This window comes from Micromonospora sp. LZ37, assembly GCF_059359015.1.
On record NZ_JCADBL010000002.1, the window covers coordinates 501416 to 524627 of the forward strand.

The 23212-nt window shown below is 74.3% G+C and carries 28 protein-coding genes; 11 read left to right on the forward strand and 17 right to left on the reverse strand.

Features of this window, described 5'->3' with window-relative positions; all coding sequences use genetic code 11:
* Positions 1-82: 82 nt before the first annotated feature.
* Positions 83-316, reverse strand: coding sequence for a DUF8847 domain-containing protein (locus AC5L3Z_RS06420; RefSeq protein ID WP_494840269.1), 234 nt, complete (start codon positions 314-316; stop codon positions 83-85).
* Positions 317-504: 188 nt separating this feature from the next.
* On the opposite strand from AC5L3Z_RS06420, the gene AC5L3Z_RS06425 reads away from it, so the two are divergent.
* Positions 505-1455, forward strand: coding sequence for a serine/threonine-protein kinase (locus AC5L3Z_RS06425; protein ID WP_494840271.1), 951 nt, complete (start codon positions 505-507; stop codon positions 1453-1455).
* A gap of 63 nt (positions 1456-1518) precedes the next feature.
* Positions 1519-1944: an OsmC family protein gene (locus AC5L3Z_RS06430; protein WP_494840272.1), complete on the forward strand. Its 426-nt coding sequence runs from the start codon at positions 1519-1521 to the stop codon at positions 1942-1944.
* A 9-nt stretch (positions 1945-1953) separates the two neighbouring features.
* Here the strand turns inward: AC5L3Z_RS06430 and AC5L3Z_RS06435 are convergent, their stop codons facing one another.
* Complete coding sequence (locus AC5L3Z_RS06435) at positions 1954-2907, reverse strand: endonuclease/exonuclease/phosphatase family protein (RefSeq protein ID WP_494840274.1); 954 nt, start codon at positions 2905-2907, stop codon at positions 1954-1956.
* A gap of 324 nt (positions 2908-3231) precedes the next feature.
* On the opposite strand from AC5L3Z_RS06435, the gene AC5L3Z_RS06440 reads away from it, so the two are divergent.
* Positions 3232-4068 (forward strand): hypothetical protein, encoded by an 837-nt coding sequence (locus tag AC5L3Z_RS06440; protein WP_494840275.1) that lies wholly within the window; start codon positions 3232-3234, stop codon positions 4066-4068.
* A 10-nt stretch (positions 4069-4078) separates the two neighbouring features.
* Here the strand turns inward: AC5L3Z_RS06440 and AC5L3Z_RS06445 are convergent, their stop codons facing one another.
* From AC5L3Z_RS06445 to AC5L3Z_RS06465, 5 genes are all read right to left on the reverse strand, one after another.
* Complete coding sequence (locus tag AC5L3Z_RS06445) at positions 4079-4624, reverse strand: ATPase (protein WP_494840277.1); 546 nt, start codon at positions 4622-4624, stop codon at positions 4079-4081.
* A gap of 108 nt (positions 4625-4732) precedes the next feature.
* Complete coding sequence (locus tag AC5L3Z_RS06450) at positions 4733-5179, reverse strand: response regulator (protein WP_334525901.1); 447 nt, start codon at positions 5177-5179, stop codon at positions 4733-4735.
* Between the two features lie 71 nt (positions 5180-5250).
* Complete coding sequence (locus AC5L3Z_RS06455; protein WP_494840279.1) at positions 5251-5598, reverse strand: STAS domain-containing protein; 348 nt, start codon at positions 5596-5598, stop codon at positions 5251-5253.
* Positions 5599-5685: 87 nt separating this feature from the next.
* The gene (locus tag AC5L3Z_RS06460; protein WP_494840281.1) at positions 5686-6735 is read right to left on the reverse strand and encodes a cobalamin B12-binding domain-containing protein; all 1050 of its coding nucleotides are present in this window, start codon (positions 6733-6735) and stop codon (positions 5686-5688) included.
* Positions 6732-8522, reverse strand: a complete 1791-nt coding sequence (locus AC5L3Z_RS06465; protein WP_494840283.1) for a SpoIIE family protein phosphatase — start codon at positions 8520-8522, stop codon at positions 6732-6734. Before AC5L3Z_RS06465 ends, AC5L3Z_RS06460 begins: the two co-directional genes overlap by 4 nt.
* Positions 8523-8756: 234 nt before the next feature.
* On the opposite strand from AC5L3Z_RS06465, the gene AC5L3Z_RS06470 reads away from it, so the two are divergent.
* Positions 8757-9116 carry an STAS domain-containing protein gene (locus AC5L3Z_RS06470; protein WP_494840284.1) on the forward strand — a complete coding sequence of 120 codons (360 nt, stop codon included), beginning with the start codon at positions 8757-8759 and terminating at the stop codon, positions 9114-9116.
* Between the two features lie 43 nt (positions 9117-9159).
* A complete protein-coding gene (locus AC5L3Z_RS06475; RefSeq protein ID WP_494840285.1) occupies positions 9160-9504 on the forward strand; it encodes an STAS domain-containing protein in 345 nt (114 codons plus the stop codon).
* Between the two features lie 123 nt (positions 9505-9627).
* On the opposite strand, the gene AC5L3Z_RS06480 is transcribed toward AC5L3Z_RS06475, so the two are convergent.
* Complete coding sequence (locus tag AC5L3Z_RS06480; RefSeq protein ID WP_494840286.1) at positions 9628-9942, reverse strand: hypothetical protein; 315 nt, start codon at positions 9940-9942, stop codon at positions 9628-9630.
* Between the two features lie 187 nt (positions 9943-10129).
* Here AC5L3Z_RS06480 and AC5L3Z_RS06485 point away from each other — a divergent pair, with 187 nt between their 5' ends.
* Both AC5L3Z_RS06485 and AC5L3Z_RS06490 read left to right on the forward strand, forming a co-directional pair.
* Complete coding sequence (locus tag AC5L3Z_RS06485; RefSeq protein ID WP_494840288.1) at positions 10130-11107, forward strand: DUF2267 domain-containing protein; 978 nt, start codon at positions 10130-10132, stop codon at positions 11105-11107.
* Positions 11108-11180: 73 nt separating this feature from the next.
* Positions 11181-11969, forward strand: coding sequence for a spermidine synthase (locus tag AC5L3Z_RS06490; RefSeq protein ID WP_494840289.1), 789 nt, complete (start codon positions 11181-11183; stop codon positions 11967-11969).
* Between the two features lie 65 nt (positions 11970-12034).
* On the opposite strand, the gene AC5L3Z_RS06495 is transcribed toward AC5L3Z_RS06490, so the two are convergent.
* The 3 genes from AC5L3Z_RS06495 to AC5L3Z_RS06505 form a co-directional block, all read right to left on the reverse strand.
* The gene (locus AC5L3Z_RS06495) at positions 12035-13333 is read right to left on the reverse strand and encodes an NAD(P)/FAD-dependent oxidoreductase (protein ID WP_494840290.1); all 1299 of its coding nucleotides are present in this window, start codon (positions 13331-13333) and stop codon (positions 12035-12037) included.
* Positions 13334-13403: 70 nt separating this feature from the next.
* Positions 13404-13553, reverse strand: a complete 150-nt coding sequence (locus AC5L3Z_RS06500; RefSeq protein WP_494840291.1) for a hypothetical protein — start codon at positions 13551-13553, stop codon at positions 13404-13406.
* Between the two features lie 17 nt (positions 13554-13570).
* Entirely contained in the window at positions 13571-15559 is a 1989-nt protein-coding gene (locus AC5L3Z_RS06505) for an amylo-alpha-1,6-glucosidase (protein WP_494840292.1), read from the reverse strand.
* A gap of 114 nt (positions 15560-15673) precedes the next feature.
* Here AC5L3Z_RS06505 and AC5L3Z_RS06510 point away from each other — a divergent pair, with 114 nt between their 5' ends.
* The gene (locus AC5L3Z_RS06510) at positions 15674-17116 is read left to right on the forward strand and encodes a M20/M25/M40 family metallo-hydrolase (protein ID WP_494840293.1); all 1443 of its coding nucleotides are present in this window, start codon (positions 15674-15676) and stop codon (positions 17114-17116) included.
* 99 nt (positions 17117-17215) lie between these two features.
* Complete coding sequence (locus AC5L3Z_RS06515) at positions 17216-17377, forward strand: hypothetical protein (RefSeq protein ID WP_334525867.1); 162 nt, start codon at positions 17216-17218, stop codon at positions 17375-17377.
* 39 nt (positions 17378-17416) lie between these two features.
* Here AC5L3Z_RS06515 and AC5L3Z_RS06520 read toward each other — a convergent pair whose 3' ends face one another.
* From AC5L3Z_RS06520 to AC5L3Z_RS06540, 5 genes are all read right to left on the reverse strand, one after another.
* Complete coding sequence (locus AC5L3Z_RS06520; RefSeq protein WP_494840295.1) at positions 17417-17944, reverse strand: GNAT family N-acetyltransferase; 528 nt, start codon at positions 17942-17944, stop codon at positions 17417-17419.
* Between the two features lie 53 nt (positions 17945-17997).
* On the reverse strand, positions 17998-18285 hold the full coding sequence (locus AC5L3Z_RS06525; protein WP_494840296.1) for a DUF6510 family protein: 288 nt from the start codon (positions 18283-18285) through the stop codon (positions 17998-18000).
* Positions 18286-18301: 16 nt separating this feature from the next.
* Positions 18302-19036 (reverse strand): ferredoxin reductase, encoded by a 735-nt coding sequence (locus AC5L3Z_RS06530; protein WP_494840298.1) that lies wholly within the window; start codon positions 19034-19036, stop codon positions 18302-18304.
* Positions 19033-19623, reverse strand: a complete 591-nt coding sequence (locus AC5L3Z_RS06535; protein WP_494840635.1) for a sulfite oxidase-like oxidoreductase — start codon at positions 19621-19623, stop codon at positions 19033-19035. Before AC5L3Z_RS06535 ends, AC5L3Z_RS06530 begins: the two co-directional genes overlap by 4 nt.
* A 137-nt stretch (positions 19624-19760) precedes the next feature.
* The gene (locus tag AC5L3Z_RS06540; protein ID WP_494840299.1) at positions 19761-20777 is read right to left on the reverse strand and encodes a TerC/Alx family metal homeostasis membrane protein; all 1017 of its coding nucleotides are present in this window, start codon (positions 20775-20777) and stop codon (positions 19761-19763) included.
* 270 nt (positions 20778-21047) lie between these two features.
* Here AC5L3Z_RS06540 and AC5L3Z_RS06545 point away from each other — a divergent pair, with 270 nt between their 5' ends.
* Complete coding sequence (locus AC5L3Z_RS06545) at positions 21048-22217, forward strand: CaiB/BaiF CoA transferase family protein (protein WP_494840301.1); 1170 nt, start codon at positions 21048-21050, stop codon at positions 22215-22217.
* Positions 22218-22227: 10 nt separating this feature from the next.
* Here the strand turns inward: AC5L3Z_RS06545 and AC5L3Z_RS06550 are convergent, their stop codons facing one another.
* The gene (locus AC5L3Z_RS06550; protein WP_494840302.1) at positions 22228-22641 is read right to left on the reverse strand and encodes a DUF2267 domain-containing protein; all 414 of its coding nucleotides are present in this window, start codon (positions 22639-22641) and stop codon (positions 22228-22230) included.
* A gap of 154 nt (positions 22642-22795) precedes the next feature.
* Between AC5L3Z_RS06550 and AC5L3Z_RS06555 the strand changes: the two genes are divergently transcribed.
* A complete protein-coding gene (locus tag AC5L3Z_RS06555; protein WP_494840304.1) occupies positions 22796-23065 on the forward strand; it encodes a DUF2795 domain-containing protein in 270 nt (89 codons plus the stop codon).
* Positions 23066-23212: the final 147 nt, after the last annotated feature.

Consider the following 23212-nt stretch of genomic DNA (forward strand, 5'->3'; position numbering starts at 1 on the left):
GCCCCCATCGTGGGCCTGCTCACTGTCGCCGGTCTGTGCGTCTCCTGTGTACCAGCTGTGGGCGACGGAGGGACCGGTCGGGCTACTCGCCGGCGCCCAGTGGGTAGGTGCGCACGAAGCGCATGGTCCATACACCCGTGCCGTCCCGGTGGTCCCGGGCGTAGAGGTGGTCCGGCCCGGCCCCACCGGGCGGCGGGCCGCCGTCCGGATGGCGCATCACCCAGTGCGCGGGCGGGTCGCCGTCGGGGTCGGCCGGCACCGCGCGGACCAGGTCGTCGGCGGGCCCGCCGACGAAGCGTACGGTCACCTCGGCCATCCCCGTGCCCCTCCTCGCCGCTGTCCCGCCGGTGCGGGGCGGACCGGACGTCCTGGCTGGCAAGTTACCGCACCTCGGGCCCGCCCCGCGTCGACCGCTCCGGTTTGCCCTGCTGGGAGGCCGGGTACCGCGTCGAAGGCGCCCGTGGCACACGGGGCGACGCCGACGACATGGACGGGAGCGGGTCGATGAGGACGCTGGCCGGGCGGTACGAGCTCGAGCAGCGCATCGGCATGGGCGGCATGTCGGAGGTGTGGCGCGCGCACGACGTGGTGCTGGACCGACCGGTCGCGGTGAAGCTGATGTCGCCGGGAGACCAGGGCGAGGAGACCTCGGTGGAGCGGATCCGCACCGAGGCGCGCTCCGCGGCCCGGCTGGTGCACCCCAACGTGGCCAGCGTGCACGACTTCGGCACCGCGTCCACGTTGCCCGGACGCGAGGCGCCGTACATCGTGATGGAGCTGGCCGAGGGCGAGACGCTCGCCGAGCACCTGCGGGCCGGGCCGCTCGACTGGCGGATCGCGGTACGGGTCTGCGCCGAGGTGGCGGCCGCGCTGGCCGCCGCCCACGCGCACGGCATCGTGCACCGCGACGTCAAGCCGGCCAACGTCATGCTGACCCCGTCCGGGGTGAAGGTGCTGGACTTCGGCATCGCCACTCCGGCCGGCGCGCCCGACCACAGCCCCGAGGGGATGGTGCTGGGCACCCCGGCGTACCTGGCACCGGAGCAGTTCGATCGGCAGCCGGCCACCCCGGCCGCCGACATGTACGCCCTCGGGGTGCTCCTCTACTACTGCCTCACCGGGCGGCTGCCGTACGCGGCCGGGACCACCGCCACCCAGCTGGTGGGTGCCCGCCGGCGGGTGACCCCGGAGCCGCTGCCGCCGGTCGACGGGCTGCCGCCGGAGGTGGCCGACCTGTGCCACCGCTGCCTGGACGAGGACCCGCTGCGCCGGCCGACCAGCCTGATGGCCGCGCTGCTGCTCGCCGAGGCGGTCGACGCCCGGGTGTACGTCCCGATGGTGGCGTCGGTGCCCCGGCAGCGCAGCGCACCACCCTCGCTGTGGACCGAACGGGCCGCCACCGAGGTGACCGAGGCGGTCGCCCTGGACGACTGGTCCCGCGCCGGTCCGGCCTGACCGGACGGCGTTTCACCCGGTCGAGGTCGGGAACGCCAGCCGGTGAGTGACGGGAGGAACGCGATGCCGGATCCGAGTTCCTGGCTGAAAGAGGCCACCGCGACCGCTGCCGGCGGTCACGTAAGCACCAAGGACGGTGGCCTGTCCACCGCGCTGGCGTCTCCGTTGGCGCCACACTGCACCGGGCTCAGGCCGGAGCAACTGCTCGCCGCCGCCTTCGCCTCCTGCCTGCACCATGCGGCGGTCGAGGCGGCCGGGGAGATCACCGATGAGGCGCACACGGTGCAGGTGACCGCCGAGGCGAGGTTGGGCCGGGACGAGGACGGCCGTTACCGGGCCGACGTGCACGCGTCCATCTCCTCCGCCGGGCTGAGCCGGGAACAGCTGGCCGACCTGGTGGAGCACGCCGACCGGCTGTGGCCCTTCTCCAGCGGGGACGCCAGCCGGCACCGGCTGACGGTCACCCCGGCGGAGAACGGTCGGCGCTGATCTCGCCGCCTACCAGCGGAAACCGGCGGTCACCGCGCGGTGGTCGCTGTCCGGGGTGCGCAGCACCCCGGCGGTGGTCGGGGTGAGCCCCCGGTAGAGGACATGGTCCGGCCGGGTCACCGGCACCGGGGAGGGCCAGGTGAAACCGAAGCCCTGGCCGGCATCGGCCTGCGCGTCACGCAGCAGGGCGGTGAGCGGGCGGAAGACCCGGTCGGTGGTGGCGGTGTTGAGGTCGCCGAGGACCACCAGCCGGTCGGCCCGGTCGGCGCGGACGGTGCGGGCCAGCGAGCGCAGGCTGCCGTCGCGGGCGACGGTGTCCCCCGCCCGGGCCGAGCCGAGGTGGGCGACGTAGACCACCAGGTCGCCGCGCGGGGTGGCGACGACGGCCCGCAGCGCCCTGGTCCAGCCGAGACCGGTGTCCACACCGGTGGAGTCCCGGATCGGGTACCGGCTCCAGAGCGCGACGGTGGAGACCGCGGCGCGGTGCGGGTAGCGCTCGCGCAGCCCGGGGGCGGCGGGACCGCCGCCGTCGACCTCCTGCAGGCCGATGAGGTCGGCGCCGGCTTCCACCAGGGGGGTCAGGGTGGCGCCCGGGTCGGGGTTGCCGGCGCGCAGGTTCTGGCTGGCCACCCGGATCCCGGCGGGGCCCCCGCCGGTGGCCGGGGGGAGCCAGGCGCCGCCGTGGATCAGGCCCCACGCGGTGGCGGGCAGCAGGACGGCCACCAGCGCGCGCCGGGAGCGGCGCAGCAGCGCGGCGAGGGCGAGCAGCGGCACGCCGAGGCCGAGCAGCGGGCTGGCGCTGTCGAGGAGGCTGCCCAGGCCGTGCACGTTCGGTACGACGCGGTGACCGACCAGCAGCAGGGCGAGGAGCACGGCGAGCAGGACGACGACCAGCCCACGCCGGTCACCGGGGGGGCGGCCCGCGTCGGCGCGGGCGGGCTCGTCGGTCATGATCTCGGTCACCGTCCGCATCGTACCGAGCCACTGGGCGGTGGGCGCCCGGGGCGCGATCCACTCTGGTCGTCCGCCGCCCGGACGAGAAACCCGTCGGCGGTACGGCCACCGGTCGCTCCACCGATCGGTGGAGACGCCATGTCTCCCGACGGACCGCGACACTCCGTCTCATTCGTTCCACCAAAAAGGATATAAAGGCAAAAGAAGCAATGGCGAGGATAATCCCTTTGACGGTATGCCAAGGGGATATGACCAAGCCGATCCGGGCAGATTGTGGCGCATGCCACCAATCACCCCGATGGCAACGAGCGGGAAGCTTTCTAGCCTCGGCGGGTGCATCCCGACAACTCCCCCGAGCAGCAGCTGACCGACACCCACGCGGCCGCCCGTCCGGCCGATGCGGCATCGGGCGAACGGCGGATCGGCCGGCACCGCGCCCCGGAGCCACCCCGGCGGGCCCGCCGCGCCCGGCTGGCCTCGACCCCGGCGCGGGTCGCCCTGGCCTGCGGCGTGAGCTGCTGCCTGGGCCTGGTGGCGGTCGCCGGCGCGCAGGCGGGCGTGGGGCAGCGCGCCGCGCCGGTCGGCGAGGCCCTGGCCGACCGGGCCACGGCGGAGCAGCGCGCCTCGCGCGCCCTGGACCGGGGCGCGTCGCCGCTGGCCGTGCCGGTGTCCCCCGTACCCACCGCCAGCCCGAGCCCGTCCGCCACCCGGAAGCCGCCGCCCGGGCCGGCGCGGCCCCGACCGGTCGCCGGCCTCACCCAGACGCAGATGGACAACGCCAAGGTGATCGTCGACGTCGGTGTCGACCTGGGCATGCCGAAGCGCGGCCTGGTGGTCGCGGTGGCCACCGCGCTGCAGGAGAGCAACCTGCACAACCTCGCCAGCGACGTGCTGCCCGAGTCGTCCGACCACCCGCACCAGGGCAGCGGCGCCGACCACGACTCGCTCGGACTGTTCCAGCAGCGGCCGAGCAGCGGTTGGGGCACGGTGGCGCAGCTGATGCGCCCGGCGTACGCGGCCCGGGTGTTCTACGCCGCGCTCGCCGAGGTCCCCGGCTGGCAGCGCCTCAGCGTCACCGAGGCCGCCCAGGCGGTGCAGATCTCCGCCTACCCCGGCGCGTACGCCAAGCACGAGGCGCGCGCCACCCGGGTGGTCGAGGCGTTGCGCTGAGCCGGTCGGGTCAGGCCACCCGGGTGCCCGGCTCCGGCCGCTCCACCGCCACCTCGTCGGCGCCGGCCGCCACCCGGGTCGCCGGGACCCCGCCGGGCGCCGCGGCCGCCGCGGTGGGGGTGTCCACCGCCACCGCCCCGCCGGCCGCCCCGGCGAGGATCTGGTCCACCCGGGCCTCCCGGCGCCGCCGCTCGTGCAGCGTCGCCTCGAACTCACGGCGGGCGCGGACGGCCTCCGCGTACACCCGCTCGCGGACCAGGCGGGCCTCCTCGCGCGCCGCTTCCAGCTCACCGCGGGCCTGGGCGAGGAGTTTCGCCGCCTCCCGTTCGGTCTGCGCCGCCCGGACGGCGGCGTCGTCGCCGTCGATCGGCGCGCTCTGCCGGTCCACCAGGCCGCGGAGCACGCTGGCCTCCTGCCGGATCTGGTCCCAGTCCCGGCCGGCGCCGGCGGCGATCTCCGCGCGCCGCGCCAACCGGGTCAGTCGGACACCGAGCTCGTCGAGGCAGGAATCCACCTGCCGCTGGTCGTAGCCGGTCTCAACGACGGAGAACCTCATACTGTCGCCCCCCAGGCAGCTGGTACGTCTTTCCCCAACTCGATCCTCGCGGCTGCCGACGGCCGTCGAGGAGCTTCGGGAAAAATGTTCAGCAACTGAGGCGACGGCTCAGGTGCGCTTGGGCAGCACCACCACGCGGCCGAAGAACTCGTCGATGCGGCGCACCACGTCGTTGAAGTCGTCCAGGTCGATCGGCTTGGTCACGTACGCGTTGGCCTGGAGGGTGTAGCTGCCGACGATGTCGGTGTCGGCGTTCGAGGTGGTCAGCACGACGATCGGGATCGTCCGCAGGTCCTCGTCCTGCTTGACCTCGCCGAGCACCTGACGGCCGTCCATCCGGGGCATGTTCAGGTCGAGCAGGATCACGTCGGGTCGCCGGGCCTCGGTGTGCCGGCCCACCCGGCGCAGGAACTCCATCGCCTCCTGGCCGTCGCTGACCACGTCGATGACCTTGTCGATCTCGGAGTCCGCGAGCGCCTCCTCGATCATCAGGACGTCGCCCGGGTCGTCGTCCACCACCAGGATGCGGACGGGGTTCGGCGTGCCTTGACCCATGAGGATAATCCTGCCTCGTGTCGGCGAAGGGTGGACCGCGCGGTCACCCGTTGGCGGGGAAATCTAGCCGATCAACGACCGGACGACGATGCCGGGTCGGCGTGGTCCGGCTGGTAGATCAGCACGTCGGCCAGCCCGGTGACCTGGAGGACCCGGTCCACCCGACCGCTCGCCCCGGTCACCCGCAACCACCCGCCCTCGGCGGCGGCCCGGTTGTCCCCGCGGACGAACGCCGCGATGCCGGTCGAGTCGCAGAAGGTCAGCTCGCTGAGGTCCAGCAGCAGGCGCCGTACACCATCGGCGGCGAGCCGGTCGATCTCGTCGTTGAGCCGCCCGGCGGTGTTCAGGTCCAGCTCGCCGGCGAGCAGCAGGCACACCCCGCCGTCGGCCCGCCCGGCCTGCGTGACGGTGAACGTCAACGTCGTCCCTCCCGCTCCACCGCAGGGCCGATCCTTGCAGTGGTGCAAGTATACGCAGGGGGTGGATCAGGGAACGCGCGCCGGGGATCAGCGGGGGGCGGCGCCGCTCAGGCCCGCGACCTCAGCTTCGCCGTCCGCCAGGAACCGCGCCGCGCGGGGAAAGTCGCGCAGCACCTGATGATAGTGGCCCAGGCTCCGGCCGACCGCGACCGCGGGCACCCCGCGACTGGCCAGGATCGCCGCCAGCCACCCGACGAACTCGGTGAACAGGGAGCTGTCGTCGACGTAGAGCGCGGCGGCGAGGAAATCCACGATGTAACCGAGGTCGCTGACGGTGGAGTCGAGTTGGGCCGGGGTGTAGTCGTTGACCGCCGGCACCCGCTCCCGCAGGTCCGCCAGGGCGGAGTCGATCAGCTCGCCGCGCCGCTTGACCAGGCTGGCGTACTCGTCGTCGGCCAGGTGCGGCAGGTCCGCCGGCCGGACCCGGCGCAACGCCCGCTCGTCGGCGACCAGGTCGGCGGCGGCGGGGGCGTCCGGCGCCCAGGCCACCCCGAGCCGGCGCGCCCACCGGCCGTCGACGCCGAACCCGCGGCCCCCCACGACCACGGGTACGTCGGAGCGGCGGCACGCCTCGATCATGCGGTGCGCGTGCGGCAGCCGCATCGGCAGCGCGCAGGCCAACGCGACCGCGTGCGCGTCGTGCCGGTGCAGGTACGACACCAGATGGGCGGCGGGGACGCTCGCCCCGAGGAAGGTCACCTGCCACCCGCGCAGCCGCAGCACCTCCGCCACCAGTCGGGGCGGCAGGGCGTGCCACTCGCCGTCCATGCAGGCCACCACCACCCGCCCGCGGGTGGGCCGCGGGTTGACGTGCGCGGCCACGGCCGCCACCACCCGCTCGCTGATGTGCGTCGCGGCGTGCTCCTGGGCGACGCTCCACTCGTTGCGCGCCCACCGCTCGCCCACCTCGGTCTGCGCCGGGGCCACCAGGTCGAGCAGCACCCGCTCGGCCGGCACACCGCCGTCAAGCAGCCGGACGGCGACGTCGACGGCCTCGTACTCGTCGGCGTCGGCCAGGGCCGCCAGGAAGGCGTGGAACGCCTGGGCCGCGCCGGTCTCGGTGGTCGGGGCTGTCACGATCGGATCTCCGTCTCCTCAGCCGGCCGACCCGCGGCGGGCACGGCGTGCAGGTGCCGCGGCGGGCGACCGCCGTGACCGGTGGCCCGCAACGCGAGCACCGCGATGTCGTCGTGGTCGCCCTGGGCGAGCCAGTCGCAGGTGACCTGCTCGACCCGCTCGGCCAGGGCCGGCGCCGGCACCCGGTGGCAGTCGGTGACCGCGTGGACCAGCCGTTCGGGGCCGAACTGCTCGTCGCCGCGCCGGCCGCCCCGCGCCTCGGTCACCCCGTCGCTGTAGAGCAGGCAGGTCTCCCCCGGTGCGAGGCGTACCGTCACCTCGCCGATCCGCGGGTCCGGCACCACACCGATCAGCATGCCGGTCAGTGGCACCGTCTCGACCGCGCCGGAGCTGCGCAGCACCAGCGGCGGCAGGTGACCGCCGCCGGCCATGGTCAGGGTCAGTCCGCCGTCGCGCTGCGGGCGCACCACGCCGAGCACCATGGTGGCGAAGCGGCCCTGGCCGTGCGCCTGGGTGGTCTCCAACAGGGCGTCGTTGAGGAGCTTGAGCAGGCGCGCGGGGTGCGACTCCACCCGGTGCAGCGCCTGCAGGCACTGGCGCAACTGCCCGGTGAAGACCGCCGCCTCCACACCCTTGCCGGAGACGTCACCGAGGAAGAACACCGATCCGCCGTCGGGCAGCCGGTGCGAGCCGTAGAAGTCGCCGCCGATGCGCAGGCTCGCCTGCGCGGGCCGGTACGCCGTACCCCACTGGACGCCGGAGACCGTCACCGGCTCGACCGGCAGCAGGCTCGCCTGGAGGGTGTCGGCCACCTCGGCCTGGTCGCGGTAGAGCACGGCGGTGGTGAGCGCCGCGCCGGCCCGGGCGGCGAAGGCCCGCACCAGGTCGACGTCGTCGGAGTCGTACCAGCGGGTGGAGCGCCGGGCGACCAGCAGCACACCGGCCGGGGTGTCCCGGCCGGGCAACGGCACCACCCGCGCGGTGATCTCGTGGCTCTCCAGACCGGGCAGCCAGCCGGCCTCCACGGCCTGCTCGACCAGCCAGTCCACCGCGTGCGGCTCGGCGCCGGCGAGTCCCTCGGCGATCGCCGAGGGCAGCGCCGTCGCGGAGAGCATCCCGCTGTCCACCGCGGGCGCCTCGTCGTCGGCGCGGGTGGCCCGCCACCAGCGGGCCCGGCCGGACCGGGGAGCGAGCACCAGGACCGCGACCTCGGCCAGGCTGGGGACGGCCAGGCGCACCACCGCGGCGGCGGCCCGGTCGGGGTGCAGCGGGTTCCCGAGCTTCTCGCCGACGACCGCGAGGAAGGCCGAGCGGGCCCGCTCGGCGAGCAGCGCGTCGGCGCGGCTGACGCTGTCGGTGACGTCCTCGACGTAGCGGCAGCTGCGGGCGCCGGAGAGCGGGACGCGGCGGACCCGCAGCCGGCGACCGCGGTGGCTGAACCCGGCGGAGTCGCCGTCGGCGGTCAGCTCGCCGATGCCCGCCGCGGCGAGGGGCCGGCCGGGCACCACCTCGGGCAGCAGCCGCTCGGCGACCGGGCTGAGGTGACGTACGATGCCGTCGGCGTCGCAGACGACCAGGCCCTCACGGAAGTGTTCGACGACCTCCGACCAGTCGGGCTCGGGCTGGCCACGGTCGGGGGCCAGTGGCGGCAGCGCGGCGGAGGGCCGGCCGGCGGCGTCGGACGACCACGCCGGAACTCGTGCGGCACTCGGCGTGGAGATCCGTCCGTCGCCCGGGTCCGATCCCCTGACGTCGGCGGCAGTCACCAGCTGAGCCCCACTCCTCATGTCGACACCCGCGCTGCGGCGGAAACGGTCGCTGTGTTCCAATCCCTTCGACCCACCCTACGCCGGTGTGCCGGTACCGCCACCCCACGCCCGGACCGGTGACCGTACGCGCGCCCCGCGCGGGTTGCGGTGGGGGTTGTTACGATCCCGAAAAGTCCTGCCCGACCGGCAGCCCTGCGGAAAGGCGTGATCGTGGTGCCTCATGGGAGGAAGCCGGAGCTGAATCCGCTGAGCATGTCCGTCGATCGGTCGGACCCGGCGGCGCCGGTCATCTCCGTCGGCGGCGACCTCGCGTTCACCACCTCGGGTCCGCTGCGCGACGAGGTCGACCGGGCGCTGGCCGAGCGTCCCCCGGTCATCGTGCTGGACTTCGCCGAGCTGCTCTTCATCGACAGCACCGGCCTGTCCGTGATCGTGCACGCCTGGCGCGAGGGGCAGCAGACCGGCACCGCCATCCGGCTGCGCTCCACGCCGCGGTTCCTGGACACCATCCTCGACATGACCGGGGTCACCGGTCTGCTCGACCGTCCGCCGCCCCGCCGGCACTCCGGTCACCCCGGGGTGGACGCCGTCCAGCCGGCCGCCTCCGCCTGAACCCCGAGGTGTCCCCGCCGCGCCGGGCTGGGAACATGTACCCATGCCCTCCCAGCTGTTGATCATCGAGGTGACCCGGCTCGACGCCGGGCGCGCCCGGCTGCGGCTGACCGGTGACCTCGACTTCGACACCGCGCCGGAGCTGGTCGCGGCCGCCGCGCAGGCCCGGGCGGACGGCCACCAGGAGCTGGAGATCGACCTGGCCGGCGTCGCGCTGTGCGACTCGTCCGGGCTGAGCGCCTTCGTGATGGTCAGCCGGGCCGGGGTCGGCCCGGTACGGCTGACCGGCGTCAACCCGCACCTGCAACAGATGCTGGACCGCACCGGGCTGGCCGAGCTGCTCGCCGTCGGCCGCGCCGGCGCCGACGACGCTCGCGCCACCGGCTGAGCCACCCCGCCGACGCCGACGCGGCCGGCCGAGCCACCCCGCCGACGCCGACGCGGCCGGCCGAGCCACCCGACGGGGTGGCCCCCGACCCTGGGACCAGGGGTCGGGGGCCGGGAGGAGGGTCTAGGTGGCCACGACCGGTTGCAGCCGAGGCCCGGTCGCGCGCAGGTCGGCCGGCGACGGCGGCTCGGCGTCGTCCGGGGCGCCGGAATCGGGCGTCTGGAACAGGTAGCGAACGAACTCCCCACCCGCCTCGTTGTCGTCCGCCCCCGGCCACTGTCCGGCGCAGTCCACCCCGACCACCTCGCGGCCCGCGCCGTCGGCCTCCTCGAGCAGCGCCCAGAGGCTCACCGGGTAGCACCGGGTCTCCTGCGGGGCGACCTGCCACCGGGCGTACCAGCCGGGACGGGCCGGGACGATCTCGACGATCCTCTTCATGACGACCTTCCCTTCCGCGTGCCTCGGAAGAATTCCGGTCCGATCCGATCGTGCGGCGCGGTCGGGTGAGCGGTCCTCACCCGCCGGGAGTGATCTCGGCGGCCGGCTCCGGCCGGTTACCTCCCCACGGGGGGCGGGAACGCGACCGCCGAAGAGGTGCCCACGACGAGGGAGCGAGGTGCGCACCATGCGCAAGCAGATGGAGGGCGACAACCAGCGCCGGCGGACCCTGGCCCGCCAGGCTCGCGAGCAGGGTACGCGGCCGAGCGAGGCGGGCCTGTCGCTGAGCGCCTCCAAGCAGCTCAGCAGCCTGGACCGGGGACGCCGCGCCGGTCCCCCGGCGGCCGGGCGGCACAAGCCGGACCCGGCGATGGGCGGCCCGGCGCCGCCGTCGAGGGCCGTGGCCACCGCCCCCCGGCCCCTGCCGGATCCGGGTCCGGAGGCGCCGACCGGGCAGCGCATGAGCTACCGCGCGCTGGTCGACGAGGTGGGCCGCCGGGCCGGAGTCGACTTCTCCACGGCCAAGGTGGCCGCGGAGGCGACCGTCCTCACGCTGGCCTGGGCGCTGGACGAGGGAGAGCGCCAACGGCTGCTCGAGGCGGTGCCGGTGAAGCTGCACGACGTGGTCCCGGTCGACGGCATCGAACGGCACCGGGATCTGCCGGGCTTCCTCGCCGAGGTCGGCCGGATCAGCCGCCTCACCCCGGAGCAGGCCCGCTACCAGGCCGAGGCGACCCTCGCCGCGCTGGCCGACCACGACGGCGAGCTGATCGAGTCGCTGGACGTGCCGGACGGGTTGCGCGACCTGCTCGTGCCGTCAGCGCCCGGCGGCGGCCTGGTCGGCCCGCGCAGCGCGACCGCTCCGCTGACCGAGCAGGAGCTCCGGGACGCGCTGGACGACCTGCCGTACTGGTCCAGCGACCGGCGTTCGCTGGTGCGGACCATCGAGCTGCCCCCGAGCAACCTGAACCGGGTGCTCGACCGGCTCGACCTGCTCCGCGAGGAGGTCGGTCGGGGGCCGCAGATCGGCCGCCCCGACCCGGACAGCGCGGTGCTGACCGTGCGCAGCCGGCGGGCCGACGCGGTCACCGCGGTCGACGTGGACCTGGCCCACCGGGTCGACGACGCGATCGAGGAGGCCGGTGCGGGGATGGCCGGCGGCTGAGCCGTACCGGTCGGGTCGGCGGGCCGCGCGCCCGCCGACCCGGCGTGGTCGGGGCGTCGGTTAGCGTGCCGGCATGGACAGCGCCGCCGACGACCGGCTGGAACTGGTCGTCGACCCGGCCCGGCGGAGCGGTCGGACGCTGCTCGCGGGCGGCGTCGCCCAGTCGTACGTGGACGTCGCCGACCCCCGGTACCTGCACTTCGAGTACGTCCGCCGGATGGCGGCCCTGGTCGACCTGGCCGCGCCGGCGGGGCGGCCGTGCGAGCTGCTGCACCTGGGCGGAGGCGCGCTGACCCTGCCCCGGTACGTCGCGGCCACCCGCCCCGGTTCCGGGCAGCGGGTCATCGAGCGGGACGCCGCGGTGGTCGATCTGGTGGCCCGGGAACTGCCGCCCCTCCCCGCGCAGGTACGGGTCGAGGTGGCCGACGCCCGGGACGCGGTGACCGCCGCGCCCTCGGGCGGGTACGACCTGGTGCTCGCCGACGTCTACCGGGCGGCCCGGATGCCGGGGCACGTGGCGGGCGTGGAGTTCGCCACCGAGGTGGCCCGGACCCTGCGCCCGGACGGTCTGTACCTGGTCAACGTCACCGACCTGCCGCCGCTGGTCTTCACCCGGGTGCAGGTGGCCACGCTCCGGGCCGTCTTCGCCGACGTCTGCCTGGTGGCCGACCGTCGGATGCTGCGGGGCCGCCGCTACGGCAACGTGGTGCTGGCCGCCGCGCTGCAGCCGGGGCGGGTGCCGGTGCGCCGGCTCGCCGCCCGGGTGGCCGCCGACCAGACGCCGGGCGGCGTGCTGCACGGCCCGGCGCTGGACGCCTTCGTGGGCGGGGCGCGACCGGCCACCGACGCCACCCTCGGCTGACTGCCTGCGACGGCACCGGGCCGCCGGCGGTGGCCGCGAGGGCGGGCAGCGGCGTGCAGGTCACGTCACGACCGGCGGACCGGCATCTCCGGCGACTTGCTCTCCAGCGGCACCGCGTTGGCGGGGACCAGCCCGAGCTGGGTCGCCGAGCGGGGCAGCACGGCGTCGAGCACCCAGTCGGCGCCCACCCGGGTCCGGTTGCCGGGCATCGCCAGCAGGTGGTAGCCGCGGGTGACCGCCTTGGCCGGCAGCCCGGCCAGCGGCACCTTCAACGGGTTCGCGGCGGCGTCCTTGCCACCCAGGTCGACCACCCAACCCAGGTCGTGGTGCTTGTACGGCTTGCGCCGCCCCTGCCCGTAGGAGGCGGCGATGTTCTGCGCGGCGAGCTTGCCCTGCCGCTGCGCGTGCTGCGCGGTCATCGTGCAGATCTCCCCGGGCCGGGTCAGGTCCGGCACGGCGGCGGCGTCGCCGCAGGCGTACACCTCGGGGAAGCCGGGGACGGTGAGGTACTCGTCGACCACCAGGCGGCCCCGCTCGGTACGCAGGCCCAGCTCGGCGACGAACGGGTCGGGGCGTACCCCCACGCACCAGACCAGGCTGCAGGTGGGGACGTAGTCGCCGTCGGTCAGCCGGACCCCGTCGGCGGTGGCCTCGGCGACCGAGGTGCCCAGCCGTACGTCGACGCCACGCCGACGCAGCACCCGGTCGGCGGTCTGCGACATCCGCCGGTCCAGCTCCGGCAGGACGCGGGAGGCCACGTCCAGCAGCAGCCAGCGCGGGCGGATGTTCAGCCGGGGGCGCTGGGCGTGCAGGGCGTCGGTGAAGAGCTGCCCGATGGCGGCGACCTCGGTGCCGGTGTAGCCGGCGCCCACCACCACGAACGTGGAGCGGGCCTGCTGCTCGGCCGGGTCCTCGGCCTGCTCGGCCAGCTCGATCTGGCGGATCACGTGGTCGTGCAGGTAGACGGCCTCGGGCAGGCCGCGGAAGCCGTGGGCGTACTGGGTCACCCCGGGGATGGGCAGCAGCTTGTTGACGCTGCCGACGCAGAGGACCAGCCGGTCGTAGGCGAGCTTGCCCCGGTCGCCCTCCGGTTGGGTGAAGCCGACCCAGCGGTTCTGCAGGTCGACCCGGTCGGCCTCGCCGATGATCACCCGCACCCCGTCGAGGGTGGTCAGCGGCACCGAGATCCGGGTCGGTTCCACCACGCCGGCGGCCACCTCGGGCAGCAGCGGCAGGTAGAGGAAGTAGTCGGTGGAGTTCAGCACCACGATCTCGGCCCGGTCGCGGGCCAACCGGCTCAACGTCTTCGCCGCGTGGTAACCGGCGAACCCGGCCCCCACGATCACCACCCGAGGTTTCGTCATGCCCGCTGCCGTTCCCACCGACCCGCCCGACAAACGTGCCAGCTCACGTTCCGGAGCCGGCTCATTACCCTCAGTCCTCGTCGAGCCGGACGTGCCCGCTGCGCCCCACCGCCTCCAGCTTCCAGCGGCGGCCGAAGGCGCGGACCCGCTCGGCGGTGATCCGGCCGATCTCGGGCGGGATGTCCGGGTCGATGACCAGTTCGGTCTCGCCGGGGTTCAAGTTCAGCAGGGCCCGGGTCAGGGCGAGCGGGGCGCCGCTGGCCCAGGCCTGCGGGCTGCACGCGGTCGGGTAGGGCACCGCGAACCGGGTCCGGCTCCGGTCGTACCCGCCGAGCGCCTCGGGCAGCCGGTGACCGAACTGCGCGGCGGCGTCGAGCAGCCCCAGGGTGACCCGGTTGGCCTCGGCGCGATAGCCGTAGCGGACCAGCCCGAGCACGGCCAGCGAGCTGTCGTGCGGCCAGACCGTGCCCAGGTGGTAGCCGAGGGCGTTGTAGGGCCGCTCGGGACAGCGTCCGGATGCCCCAGCCGGAGAACATGTCCGGGTGCAGCAGCTGGCGCGCGACCCGCTCGGCCCGCTCGGGCGGGACGATGCCGCTCCACAGCAGGTGCCCCATGTTGGAGGTCTTGGAGTCGATCGGGTTCTTGTCGCCGTCCAGGCCGACCACGTAGAAGCCGCCGCGCTCGTCGAGCCAGTAGTCCCGGTTGAACCGCTTCGTACAGCCGGGCGGCGTCCGCGCGCAGCCGCTCGCCCAGGACCGGGTCGTCCAGCGGACCGTCGGCGAGTTCGGCCAGCCGCACCTTCGCGTCGTAGGTGTAGCCCTGGATCTCGCTGGCGGCGATCGGCAGCACCGGTATCCGGCCGTCGGCGAAGCAGACGCCGTCGGGTGAGTCCCGCCAGCACTGGTTGCCCAGCCCTTCCGGCGACCGGGTGGCGTACTCGACGTAGCCGTCGCCGTCCCGGTCGCCGTAGTCGTCGATCCACCGCAGCGCGGCCAGCGCGTTGTCGCGCAGCAGCCGCACCGTGTCGTCGTCGCGCGTCCACCGCCAGTACTCGGAGAGCAGGATCAGCCAGAGCTGGGTGGCGTCGGCGGTGCCGTAGTTCGGGTTGTACGGCTTCTGTCCGGTCCGGGTGAGTTCGCCACTGCGGACCTCGTGCAGGATCTTGCCGGGCTCCTCGTCGGTGAAGTCGTCGCACCGGCGGCCCTGCAACCGGGCCAGGGCGAGCAGGGTGCCGCGGGCCAGGGCCGGCCCGGCCACCAGGGTCTGGTACGCGGTGATCAGGGTGTCCCGGCCGAAGATGGTGAGGAACCAGGGCAGCCCGGCGCCGGGCAGGGTGACCCGCTGCCCCCGGACCTCCATTTCCAGCCGGAGCGCCGCCAGGTCGAGGCGGGACCGGTCGGTGGCCCGTTCCAGGATCGGGTTCTCGCTGTGCAGCCGGGCCCGGTCGGCGATCCAGCGGCGGCTCGGGTCGTCCAGGCCGCCGTGGATCACCCCGGCGATGTCCCCCCGGACCGGCTCGACCACGCCCGGCCCCGGCCCCGGCGGCAGTGGCACCTCGAGGTCGACCTGCCATCCGTCCCGGGGCGCGAGCTCCACCTCCCAGACCAGGTCGTCGCCCTCAATCCGGTCCGCCGGGACCGAGCAGCGCACCCGCGTCTCGGCGGAGAACCCCTCCGTCCGGTAGGAGAAGTGCAGCTCGCTGCCGTCCGGCGCGTGCCGACGGACGATCTGCGCCGACCGGTCGCGTACGCCGGACTTCACCTCGAACAGGTCGGCGAAGTCGGCGGCGACGGCCAGTCGCAGCTCGAACCGGACCGGTTCGTCGCTGCGGAAGGAGACCAGCTCCACCCGCTCGCGGAAGGCGTCGCCGACGTAGCGCAGCCGCCGCACGGTCACGTTGTCCGGCGGCAGCCCGGGCAGGGCGGGGTTGGTGAGCACGAACTGCGCCGAGAAATGGTCCAGGGTCTCCGAGCGCAGCACCAGCAGCCGGCTTCCGTTGAGCGTGAGCACCCATCCGCTGAGCAGTCTGGTGTCCAGGTGGACCAGGCCGCCGATGCCGCCGGCCGGCACGTTGCCGGTCTGGTCGGAGTACATGAAGGTGGGCCCGCTGAGCACCGCGAGCGAGTTGGGGCCGAGTTCGGGCGGAACCGCCCGCTGGTCACCGCTCTGCCGTGAGATGCGCAGATCGGGCATGGGATCGGCAGGCGTCGGGCGGGCGGAGGCCATGTCACCCACCGCAGGGACGCCGGGGCGGTCCGGGCATCACCCGCCGCGGGTGAACAACCTGATCCATTGTCGTGGATATGGACAACTGACGTTGCAGGTGGTGAGGATGCCGTCATGGGAGAACACGAGAGCGACCGACCCACCAGGTCCACCCGCCGCACCTTCCTGTCCGCCTCCGCCGTCGCGACCGCCGCCACCGTGGCCGTACCCCTGGCCCCGGGACCGGCCGAGGCGGACGCCACGACCGGCCCCGCCGGGCCGGGCCGCCCCGCCCGGCCCCAGGCCCCGGACCGCGAGCTGCGCACGCTGCTGCGGGAGGTCGACGCCGCCCGGATCGAGGCCACCGTGCGCCGGCTCGCCGCGTTCGGCACCCGGCACACCCTGTCCAGCCAGGACGACCCGGTGCGGGGCATCGGCGCCGCCCGGGACTGGATCTTCGCGCAGCTCTCCGGGTACGCCGCCGCCTCCGGCGGCCGGATGACCGTCGAACTCCAGTCGTACGTGCAGGAGCCGGCGCCCCGGATCCCGGTCGCCACCCGGATCACCAACGTGGTGGCCACCCTCCGTGGCGACGTCGCCCCGAACCGGGTGTACGTGGTGACCGGCCACTACGACTCCCGCGCCACCGACGTGCTGGACGCGGTCAGCGACGCGCCCGGGGCGGACGACGACGCCTCCGGGGTGGCGCTGGTGATGGAGCTGGCCCGGGTGCTGGCCACCCGGCGCAGCGAGGCGACGATCGTCCTGGCCGCCGTCGCCGGCGAGGAGCAGGGCCTGTACGGCTCGACGTACCTGGCCAGGCAGCTCAAGGCCGCCGGGGTCGACGTGCAGGGCATGTTCAGCGACGACATCATCGGCTCCAGCACCGCCGACGACGGCACCCGCGACCCACGCAGCGTGCGGCTCTTCGCCGAGGGGGTGCCGACGGCCGAGACCCCGGCCGAGGCGACCACCCGGCAGTCGGTGGGCGGCGAGAACGACTCCCCGTCCCGGCAGCTGGCCCGGTTCGTCACCGACGTGGCCGAGAACGCCGCCACCGGGATGCGGGTGCGGGTCGTCTACCGGCGGGACCGCTACCTGCGCGGCAGCGACCACATCCCGTTCCTGCGCGAGGGCTGGCCGGCCGGGCGGTTCACCGAACCGAACGAGGACTTCGCCCACCAGCACCAGGACGTCCGGGTGGTCGACGGGGTCCAGTACGGCGACCTGCCGGAGTTCTGCGACTTCGCCTACATCGCCCGGGTCACCCGGGTCAACGGCGCGGTGCTCTGGTCGCTGGCCCAGGGCCCGGGCACCCCGAAGGGCGCGACCATCCTGACCACCAACCTCACCAACGACACCACGCTGCGCTGGCAGCGCGGCGACGAGCCGGACCTGGCCGGCTACGAGGTGCTGTGGCGGGAGACCACCGCCGCCGAGTGGCAGCGGGTGATCCCGGTCGGCGACGTCACCGAGGTGACCGTCGACCTGTCCAAGGACAACGTCTTCTTCGGCGTGCGGGCGGTCGACCGGGACGGCCACCGCTCCCCCGTCGCGTTCCCGAAGCCGGGCAGTTGACCGTGCCGACCGGGGTCACCCGCCCCGGGTGGGGCCGCCTCACCCGACGCCGAGGCAGCGTGGTGTTCCACCGCCATCCAGCCCGAGGGGAGCGACGGGATGAGCATGCCGATGTCCAACGACCAGCGGCAGCCGATCTACCTGCGGCAGAGTGGCCGTAAGCAGCTCACGCCCCGGCAGCGCCGGCGCGTCGAGCAGAAGCAGGGACGCTTCGAGCGGCTGGGCGTGCAACGCGCCGAGACGCGCCGTCCCGGACGGTGAGCGGGCGACGGTGGCGGCCACGTCCGGTCGCCACCGTCCTCACTCCGGCACGGGTGCCACGATCGCCCAGCGTTCGTGGTCGCGCCAGGCGCCGTCGATGAACAGGTAGTCCGGGGAGTACCCCTCCTGCCGGAAGCCCAGCTTGCGGGCCACCCGCTTCGACGGCTCGTTGCCCGGCTGGATGTTCGCCTCGATCCGGTGCAGACCCAGGGTGGTGAACGCGTGCGCCACCACCAGACCGATGCCGGCGGACGCGTGCCCGGTCCCGCTGTACGGCAGGAACGCGGCGTAGCCCATGAAGCCCCCGCGCAGCGCGCCCATGACGATGCCGCTGATGTTGACGTACCCGGCGATCTGCCCGCTGGGCCGGTCGCAGATCAGGAAGCTCTGCTGGGTGCGGCGGCGCGCCGCGGCCAGGTACGCGGTGTACTTCTCGGCCGTGTCGGGGGCGGTCAACCACGGGTGGTGCAGCTCGCGGCTGCGCCGCGCGGCGGCGACGAACTCCGCGGAGTCGGCGGGGCGGGGCCGTCGGATGCCGACCGGCCCGGCGCTGCGCAGGTATCTCACGGCCGATCACTCTGGTCCGCGCCCCGGCACGTTGTCCAACCGGACGCGCCGGCTCAGCGGCCGTACGGCTCGTCCAGCGGCATCGGCACCCGCAGGAAGGTGGAGCCGCGCAGGTCCAGCCAGGCCCGGTCGGGGGCGCGGACCAGCCGCAGCATCACCCCCTCGCAGGCGGGGCAGCGGGCCACCAGACCCGGCGCGTGGGAGTAGACGTGCAGCCCGGCCATCGGGCCGACCCTGCCGCACGACTGGCACCGGCCTGTCGCGGAGCTCAGGTCGACGGCGAACAGCTCGCGCAGCGGGCCGTCGAGCATGTTGCCGTCCAGGTAGGACATGTCGGTCATGGGGTCTCCTCGCGGTTCAACCGGTGGGGCCGAAGCGTTCGGTGCGCACCCGACGGGTCTGGTGGCCCAGCCCCACCAGCAGGTCCGCCACCGTCTCCACGAAGCCGGTCGGCCCGCAGACGTAGCAGAGCGGCTCCAGGTCGGGCGGCCAGCCGTGGGTGTTGACGTCAGCCAGCCCGATCCGGTGCGGCTCGCCACGCCACCCCTCGGGCGCCTCGCGGGTGTAGACGTACGCGACGTCCAGGCCGAAGTCGTCGCGGACCCGGCGGCGCAGTTCGTCGGCGTAGATGAGGTCGGCCGGGGTGCGCACCGAGTAGATCAACCGGAACGGCGCCCGGCTGCCGGCGAGACGCCGGGCGCGGATCATCGCCATCAGCGGCACCACCCCGGACCCGCCACCGATCAGCAGCACCGGCGCGCTCTCGGTGGGCCGCCAGACGAACCAGCCGCCGACCGGGCCGCGCACCTCCACCGGGTCGCCCTCGGCGAAGGTGTCGATCAGGTACGGCGACACCTCGCCGTCGGCCACCCGCTGCACGGTCAACTCGATCCGGTCCCCCGCCGCGGGTCCGGCCAGCGAGTACGACCGGGCCGCCTGGTAGCCATCGGGCGCGGTGAGCCGGACGTCGACGTGCTGCCCGGGCAGGTGACCCGGCCAGCCGGGCAGGTCCAGGACGAGGGTCTGCGCGGTCGGGGTCTCGGTCCGGCGCTCCACCAGCCGGCCCACCCGCCACGCCAGCGGCCCGGTCAATCGCCCTGATAGCGCTGTTCGCGCCACGGGTCGCCGTAGTCGTGGTAGCCGGCGGTCTCCCAGAAGCCCGGCTCGTCCTCGAGGTTCAACCGGATGCCGCGCACCCACTTGGCCGACTTCCACAGGTACAGGTGCGGCACGAGCAGTCGGGCCGGCCCGCCGTGCTCGGCGGGGAGCGGGTCACCGTCGTAGGTGTGCACCAACCAGGCCCGCCCGTCCCGCAGGTCGTCCAGCGGAAGGTTGGTGGTGTAGCCGCCGTACGAGTGGGCCGTGGCGTAGTCGGCGGCGGTGTCGATGTTGTCGAGCAGGACGTCCAGCGAGACACCGCCCCAGTTGGTGCCGAGCTTGGACCAGCGGGTGACGCAGTGCAGGTCGACCGTCGGCGTCTCCTGCGGCAGGCTCATCAACTCGTCCCAGGACCAGCGGAACTCCGTGCCGATCTCGGTGGTGACGACGAACTCCCAGGTGTCCAGCGGCACCCGGGGCGTCGGACCGGCGGAGAGGACCGGGAAGTCCTCGGTCAGGTACTGCCCGGGCGGAAGTTCGGTTCCGCCCGCACGGCGTCGGCCTTGAAATCCCGGTGACACGATTCCCACTCGTCAGTCGTACCACCCGCCGAGCGGGACGCGCCGGAGTTCGCCGGAGCGGGGCGGCGGCGCGAGCTGACGTGTTAGGAGGGCCCCGGCACCACGCCGGGGCGTGGGCAGGAGCCCTCCCGACCCGGTCAGCGGTGCTCGGCGACGACCTCCTGCTCGCCGGGAGTACGGTCGCGGGTGGCGCGCAGGCTGGTGACGGTGACGACCACCAGGACGCCGATGATGACGCCCAGCGAGGCCAGGGTGGGGATCTCCGGCACGCCCTTCCAGATGCCGTGCGCCCAGTGCAGCCCCAGCTTGACGCCGATGAAGGCGAGGATGGCGGCGAGGCCGTAGCTGAGGTGCACCAGCCGGCTCAGCGCGGCGTGCAGCACGAAGTAGAGCGCGCGCAGGCCCAGCAGCGCGAACGCGTTGGTGGCGAAGACCAGGTACGGGTCCTCGGTGATGCCGTAGACGGCGGGCACCGAGTCGACGGCGAAGACGACGTCGGTGGCGAGCACCGCGACCACGACCAGGGCGAACGGGGTGAGCGCGCGGCGGCCGTCCTGCCGGACGGTCATCCGGGTGCCGTGGTAGTCGTCCACGACCGGCATGAACCTGCGCAGCAGCCGCACCGACCGCATCCTGTTGATGTCGACCTCCTGCTCGTGCCCGGAGAGGGCGTCGCGCAGCAGCTTGACCGCGGTGACGATCAGGATGACGGCGAAGAGCAGGAAGGCGAAGTCGAGGGTCTCCAGGGCCGCGGCGCCGAGGGCGATGAAGACCGCGCGCAGCACCAGCGCGCCGGCGATGCCGTAGAGCAGCACCCGCTGGGCGAGCGCGGCGGGCACCGCGAAGGCGGCCAGCAGCAGCATGAAGACGAAGAGGTTGTCGACCGAGAGCGACTTCTCGACCAGGTAACCGGTCAGGTACTCCACGCCCTGCCGGGAGCCGAAGCGGGACCAGAGCCAGGCGCCGAAGGCCAGCGGAAGTGCGATGTAGAACGCCGACCAGCCCAGGGCCTCCCGGAGCGAGACCTCGTGCGGGCGGCGGGTGACCAGAAAGTCCAGCACCAGCAGGGCGAGCACACCGGCGATGGTGACCGTCCACAGGGTGGGCGTGCCCACCGACTGGAGATCGGCAGCCAGGTACGACAGGTCGGTCATGGAGCCTCCTCGAACACCGTGTCATGTTCGAGGTCTCCTTCACCCACGTTCGGTGGGCAACCACCCGAGGCGTGCCCGGGGCACGCCGTACTGACCGGAATGGTTCGTGGGAAGTACTCCCCTCGCGGGTCAAGGTTAGGCCAGGCGCCGTCCGCCGCCAAGTGGGGCACGCGGCCGGCTGGTCAGCTGGTTGCCCTGGTCAACAGCTGCGTACGGGCCCCGCGGTCGGCGGGGGCGACGCGGCGGAGGGGCTGCGCCTATCGTGGCCCGATGACCGAAGACGCACGTGTCCCCGCCGGGGTCGGCCCCCTCACCGGCGTCCGGGTGATCGAGCTGGCCGGCATCGGTCCGGGGCCGTTCGCCGCGATGATGCTGGCCGATCTGGGCGCCGACGTGGTCCGGGTGGATCGCACCGCGCCGGCCGCCTTCGGCAGTCCGCCGGAGGACCTGCTCAACCGCAACCGCCGGTCGGTCGCCGTCGACCTGAAGTCGGCCGCCGGCCGGGAGGTGGTGCGGGCGCTGGTCCGGGACGCCGACGCGCTCATCGAGGGCTACCGGCCCGGGGTCACCGAACGGCTCGGTCTCGGCCCGGAGGACTGCCTGGCGGTCAACCCACGGCTGGTGTACGGGCGGATGACCGGCTGGGGGCAGGAGGGGCCGCTGGCGGCGACCGCCGGCCACGACATCGACTACCTGGCGTTGACCGGGGCGCTGCACGGCATCGGCCGGCCCGGTGAGCGGCCGGTGCCGCCGATGAACCTGCTGGGCGACTTCGGCGGCGGCGGGATGATGCTGGCCCTCGGCGTCGTCGCCGCCCTGTACGCCGTCCGCGCCGGCGCGCCCGGCCAGGTCGTCGACGCGGCCATCGTGGACGGCGTGTCGGTGCTCAGCACCCAGATCCACGCGCTGCGCCGGCTCGGCATGTGGCAGGACCCACGCGGGGTCAACCTGCTCGACGGGGGCGCGCCGTTCTACGACACCTACGAGTGCGCCGACGGGCGACACCTCGCCGTCGGCGCGCTGGAACCCCGCTTCTACGACGAACTGGTCCGGCTCACCGGTTTTTCGCTCGCCGGCGACGAGGCGCTCGACCGGACCGACCCGGGGAACTGGCCGGCGCTGCGTGAGGCGTGGGCCCGGCTGTTCCGTACCCGCACCCGGGACGAGTGGGCGGACCTGCTCGCGACCTCGGACGCCTGCGCGGCGCCGGTGCTCGACTGGCGGGAGGCCCCGGAGCACCCGCACCTGGCGGCCCGCGGCACCTTCGTCAGCCCGGACGGGGTGGTCCAGCCCGCGCCGGCGCCCCGCTTCTCGGCGACGCCGACGTCGGTGCGCCGACCGCCGCCGCAGCCCGGCGCGCACACCGACGAGCTGCTGGCCGAGGCCGGCTTCGACGCCGACCGGATCGCCGAGCTGCGCGCCGGGGGCGCGGTGGCGTGAGCGGCGCCGGTCAGCCGCGACGCAGCACCGCCGCGCCGGGGGCGAGGGCCGGTTCCACCAGCTTCCGGTAGTCGCGGGGCAGCTGGGTCGCCATGTCGTCGAACTCGCCGCCGGTGAGCGCCTCGCGCAGCGTGGTGAAGACCGCCCGTACCGCCTCGCGCGCGGCCGGCTCGTCCACGCCGGCCCGCCGGCCGACCCGGGCGAGGAACTCGGCCGAACCGAACCGGTCCGCCGACTCGGTGCGCGGGCTCGGCTTGAGCACCATCTGCAGCGGGGCGGGCAGTTGGGCGGCGAGGTCCAGCGCCTCGCCCCCGGTCAGCCGCTCCGCGAGGGTCTCCAGGATCGCGTGGGTGAGCCGCACCGCGCGTTCGGAGTCGACCTGGGTCCGCCGGGCGACCTGGTCGACGAAGGTGTCGTAGTTCATCGGCGTTCCCCCCATCGACTTCGGAAGGCTCGGGTACCCGCGCTCGGGCGGCGGAAACGGTGCGGAAATCCGACCGGGGCGGCGCGTGAGCGCCGGGGGGACGGGTAACCGCCGCCGGTCGTGTCCGGATCGAGGCGGTGAGGGAGCCCACGCCATGGCGAGTTACACCGACGTCCTGCAGTACCTGTCCAGCCTGGACTACCCGGCGGAGAAGGACGACGTGGTACGGGAGGCCGAGCGGGAGGGCGCTCCGCCGGACGTGCTCAAGGCGTTGCGCGCGCTGCCGCCGGTCGACTACGCCAACGGCAACGAGGTGGCCCGCTCCGCCAAGATCGAAGCGGCCCCGGAGGTCGGGCCGTCCCAGCGCGCCGCGCAGGCTCGGGAGCCGCACCAGCGGGTCTCGCAGCACCTGCGCCGCATCTGAGCGCGCCGGCGGGGCCTCAGCCCGATGCCGGTCCCGCCACCGCGGGGCCGGCATCAGCGCGCGGGGGCCTCGTGGCGACCTGTGAGGGCCGGAAACAGGCGTGGCGCCCCAAGTCACGAACCGCGACCGGGGACGCCACGCGTACCT

What these genes read in the sequence shown, in the direction of transcription:
- AC5L3Z_RS06420 (WP_494840269.1), bottom strand. Translation starts at nt 316, where the DNA reads ATGGCCGAGGTGACCGTACGCTTCGTCGGCGGGCCCGCCGACGACCTG.
- AC5L3Z_RS06425 (WP_494840271.1), top strand. Translation starts at nt 505, where the DNA reads ATGAGGACGCTGGCCGGGCGGTACGAGCTCGAGCAGCGCATCGGCATG.
- AC5L3Z_RS06430 (WP_494840272.1), top strand. Translation starts at nt 1,519, where the DNA reads ATGCCGGATCCGAGTTCCTGGCTGAAAGAGGCCACCGCGACCGCTGCC.
- AC5L3Z_RS06445 (WP_494840277.1), bottom strand. Translation starts at nt 4,624, where the DNA reads ATGAGGTTCTCCGTCGTTGAGACCGGCTACGACCAGCGGCAGGTGGAT.
- AC5L3Z_RS06450 (WP_334525901.1), bottom strand. Translation starts at nt 5,179, where the DNA reads ATGGGTCAAGGCACGCCGAACCCCGTCCGCATCCTGGTGGTGGACGAC.
- AC5L3Z_RS06465 (WP_494840283.1), bottom strand. Translation starts at nt 8,522, where the DNA reads ATGAGGAGTGGGGCTCAGCTGGTGACTGCCGCCGACGTCAGGGGATCG.
- AC5L3Z_RS06470 (WP_494840284.1), top strand. Translation starts at nt 8,757, where the DNA reads ATGTCCGTCGATCGGTCGGACCCGGCGGCGCCGGTCATCTCCGTCGGC.
- AC5L3Z_RS06475 (WP_494840285.1), top strand. Translation starts at nt 9,160, where the DNA reads ATGCCCTCCCAGCTGTTGATCATCGAGGTGACCCGGCTCGACGCCGGG.
- AC5L3Z_RS06480 (WP_494840286.1), bottom strand. Translation starts at nt 9,942, where the DNA reads ATGAAGAGGATCGTCGAGATCGTCCCGGCCCGTCCCGGCTGGTACGCC.
- AC5L3Z_RS06485 (WP_494840288.1), top strand. Translation starts at nt 10,130, where the DNA reads ATGCGCAAGCAGATGGAGGGCGACAACCAGCGCCGGCGGACCCTGGCC.
- AC5L3Z_RS06490 (WP_494840289.1), top strand. Translation starts at nt 11,181, where the DNA reads ATGGACAGCGCCGCCGACGACCGGCTGGAACTGGTCGTCGACCCGGCC.
- AC5L3Z_RS06495 (WP_494840290.1), bottom strand. Translation starts at nt 13,333, where the DNA reads ATGACGAAACCTCGGGTGGTGATCGTGGGGGCCGGGTTCGCCGGTTAC.
- AC5L3Z_RS06505 (WP_494840292.1), bottom strand. Translation starts at nt 15,559, where the DNA reads ATGGCCTCCGCCCGCCCGACGCCTGCCGATCCCATGCCCGATCTGCGC.
- AC5L3Z_RS06510 (WP_494840293.1), top strand. Translation starts at nt 15,674, where the DNA reads ATGGGAGAACACGAGAGCGACCGACCCACCAGGTCCACCCGCCGCACC.
- AC5L3Z_RS06515 (WP_334525867.1), top strand. Translation starts at nt 17,216, where the DNA reads ATGAGCATGCCGATGTCCAACGACCAGCGGCAGCCGATCTACCTGCGG.
- AC5L3Z_RS06525 (WP_494840296.1), bottom strand. Translation starts at nt 18,285, where the DNA reads ATGACCGACATGTCCTACCTGGACGGCAACATGCTCGACGGCCCGCTG.
- AC5L3Z_RS06540 (WP_494840299.1), bottom strand. Translation starts at nt 20,777, where the DNA reads ATGACCGACCTGTCGTACCTGGCTGCCGATCTCCAGTCGGTGGGCACG.
- AC5L3Z_RS06545 (WP_494840301.1), top strand. Translation starts at nt 21,048, where the DNA reads ATGACCGAAGACGCACGTGTCCCCGCCGGGGTCGGCCCCCTCACCGGC.
- AC5L3Z_RS06550 (WP_494840302.1), bottom strand. Translation starts at nt 22,641, where the DNA reads ATGAACTACGACACCTTCGTCGACCAGGTCGCCCGGCGGACCCAGGTC.
- AC5L3Z_RS06555 (WP_494840304.1), top strand. Translation starts at nt 22,796, where the DNA reads ATGGCGAGTTACACCGACGTCCTGCAGTACCTGTCCAGCCTGGACTAC.